Raw genomic sequence first — 3,306 nt, 5'->3', positions numbered from 1 at the left:
TAAAGGCTGTTCATGATCTTGTGATTGGCATGGTACTAACCTTAATTTTTCAAATGATACAAACGCCTGAATCTGACCCATTAGTGTTTGCGTTCCAGGTGTTAAGTTTGAAATTGCTGATCTTGGTCTTATATGTCTGGGAAATCGTAATAGTTCTTAAAGGACCACCGTAACCTTAGCGTGTAGTCACAAAGTGACATAAAACATACATGCTGTTATACTGGTTACATAGTGTACAAAGAGAATATTATGAGTTTTCTAGATACAGTTTTACAATCTGGTTTAATGATACCTTTTGCGTTTCTCACAGCTTGCGTGATTCTTGCTGTTGGATGCTACTTTAAAGGGTATTTTGACCAAAACTAACTGGCGCTAACTTTTAACGTCAGACTTACAAATACCTACCCCATTGGGAGACATTTTACTGCTCCCTACGGGAAGTTGTATTTGTCTCCCTTTTTTATATTTGGAGATAAATTATGGCTTCTGTTAAATCAATTACCCCATCAGATATTACTGGTCAATTTGCGATGTTGCGCTTTGACTGTGCTATCTGTGAAAACACTCGTACATCGGATGAACTTTCTGTTGAGCTGCAAGGTACGCTCATCAAAGAAGGTACTGACAGTATTAAAGTACATGTGTTTCCAAAATCAGTCGGCGGTAAACTTCGTGCTAAACGTGAAAAACTACGTACTTTTTTGCAAGCTAATTGTTTGCAGTTGGGTAATGAGGGTTTTCTTGTTAAGCGCTCGGCTGTAGACGACGTCATTGAGAGATGTAACGTGATAATTGAGGAGTTTAATGATCTGTTGATGAGTTATTACAACGATTATGACAACCTTCTCAATACACACCTACAATCTTTACACATTGACCTGTATCGAGTGGCAAACGCTTTGTCTTATACAAAGTCTGAATGGTTTGGTAGAAACAGTATTGGCATGCTGCCTGTTTTGATGATGCAAGGCCTTACAGAGGATGATAACGCTCGTTTAGTTGACGAAATTGCTTCGGCATCTCTATCGGATATAAAACGAACTGTTAATCAAATCTATAAGGAATTTTTCGTTAAAGACGGAAAGTTAGTCAGTTTTGTTACGACTACACCGCTACACAAACTCACCAAATTAAGCGACAAGGTTAAACAAATCGCTTTAGGTCAAGAAGGGCTTGGGAATATTGCTGGATATATACGCGATGTTCAAAGTGCCATTCCTGCACCAACTGGTGAGAAAAACAACATTATTGAGGGTCACGGTTTTTCAATGCTGTTGAATCTAATCATGTTACTTAAAGATGAGGAAACGTTGCGCGAATGTGCTAATGATTCTCGGAAATTACCTGACATTGACTTAGATGATAATTGGTTCGATGATAGTGAAGCTGAAATTACTATTGAACCTGCCCCTACTAATATTATTACCCCACAACTCGATGTCGAACCTGTTATGGACGATATGTTCGCAACGGCCGACGAGTTCGATTTCGATTAATTACCCCTACTTTGGGAGATATAACTATTTCCCTTAAGGATTGGTTTATCTCCCATATTAACTACTTTGGAGATTACCATGGGTGTTTCAAATACACTTCAATTAAAACGTACTAGAAAACGTCTCGATAACATTGCGTTATTAGTTGGTCAGCTTGCCTCTGTCAAAGTGAGATTTACGACAAGTGGCCTAGCTTCAACTGATGGAAAAACTATTAGCATTCGTGTTGGTGACTTTTCAGATGATCATTTTGTGAATATGGCGATAGGTTTGGCATTTCATGAAGGTGGTCACGTAAAGCATACCGATTTCGATGCTACTGGAAACCTCAATGGCAGTTGGTTTCGTGTTTATAACGCAGTTGAAGACGTTCGTATGGAAGGTCTTGTACAACGTGATTTTAAAGGTGCAAAGAAGTACTTGCACTATGTGAACAAAGATTTATTTGCAGGCAAAACAGTGAATCAATATACCTCACCGTTTAGTCTCGTAAATGATTACATTGTGTATCGTGGGTTCACTTTGTTTACCGGTAATGTAGTTATCCGGCCAAACATGTTGAAAGTGCGACAACAATTGTTTGACATGCTAGGTGAAACTAACGCGTTGGAGGTTGAATCGATAATTGATGAAATACCTAATGCAAAAGACACATACGATAGCCTTAAAATCACTCAAAAGTTGCGAGACTTCTTACAACAAATTGAACCTGAAAAGCCTGATTCTGATGAAGGTGGTCCAGGACAAAATAATGAGAATACTGAAAGTGCTGGGGATAATTCTGATGGCGCATCGGATGAACAATCTGATGAGGAGTCAAGTGATTCACAAACCAGTACTGAAGATAGTAACTCAGATACACCTCAAGAGACTTCAGCAAATGATGACGTTGATGAACTTTTTGAGGATGGTGATGATTCGAGTAGCGCTGATTCGTCTGATAAAGCATCTAGCGATTCAAAACCAACTATTAATCAATTCGAAAATAACCCATTTGAGGATGAAAATATTGATGACAGCGAATGTATGCAAGATGTACACGAAGCAGTTCGTCAAAAAATCAATGAATTATCTGATCAATTCGCTACGGATAACCCAGATGAATACCGGGAAAACCTAGAATATTCAGCTAATTTAATTGGTAATATTGATCACTCTCCCAGTGGGTATGATAGACAGCATGAGTTTGATTCAGTGAAGGGCCAAATTAATCAGATTAAATTGATTATGAAGCGTGCTTTAATAGATCAAGCTCGTGTTCGCCGTAACTACGTGCGTGATGGTGGTGTGTTAGATGGTCAACGAGTATTAGACTTAGTGACTAACCCTAATACTGCATGCATTTTCAGAAATGAAAAACGTGCAAAAGCCCCCTCTGCAGCAGTCAGTATCATAGTCGACGCTTCTTGGAGTATGGAAAATGTCGATGACTTAAAAGACGTTCCCCCATTTCGTGTAGCTAATCAATCCGCTTATGCTATGGCATCTGCTCTTGATAGCCTCCCTAATGTGGAGTGTGAAGTACGTCATATGGTAGACAATAAATCGTTGCTAACAAAACGCTTTGCTTGTCCAATAGACCTTAATCAATTTGCAGTTAAACCTAGCGGATGTACTCCTACTGCGCCATTGGTTAGAGGCTCTGTTGCTAGCTTGTGTGCTCACCGGTTTGATAAAAAACTGGTTATTGTTATCACTGATGGTCAACCTGACTGTGTAGATAGCTTGCGATTAGCCGTGTCTGACGCGCAAATTGCAGGTATTGGTGTCAAAGGTATTGGTATTAAATGCCCAACCTATGGCATTGATG

2 protein-coding genes are annotated in these 3,306 nt (G+C 39.3%); both read left to right on the top strand.

Annotated elements, in window-relative coordinates:
* The first annotated feature begins 479 nt into the window (after positions 1-479).
* Entirely contained in the window at positions 480-1,496 is a 1,017-nt protein-coding gene (locus BIZ39_RS20985; protein WP_187447991.1) for a DUF3150 domain-containing protein, read from the top strand.
* A 78-nt stretch (positions 1,497-1,574) separates the two neighbouring features.
* Positions 1,575-3,306 (top strand): hypothetical protein (locus BIZ39_RS20980; protein ID WP_187447990.1); only part of this gene is annotated, 1,732 nt, incomplete at its 3' end.

Origin of the sequence: Alteromonas sp. BZK5, assembly GCF_014349115.1 — a bacterium.
Lineage (GTDB): Bacteria > Pseudomonadota > Gammaproteobacteria > Enterobacterales > Alteromonadaceae > Alteromonas > Alteromonas macleodii.
This window is presented reverse-complemented; position numbering and strand designations above follow the sequence as displayed.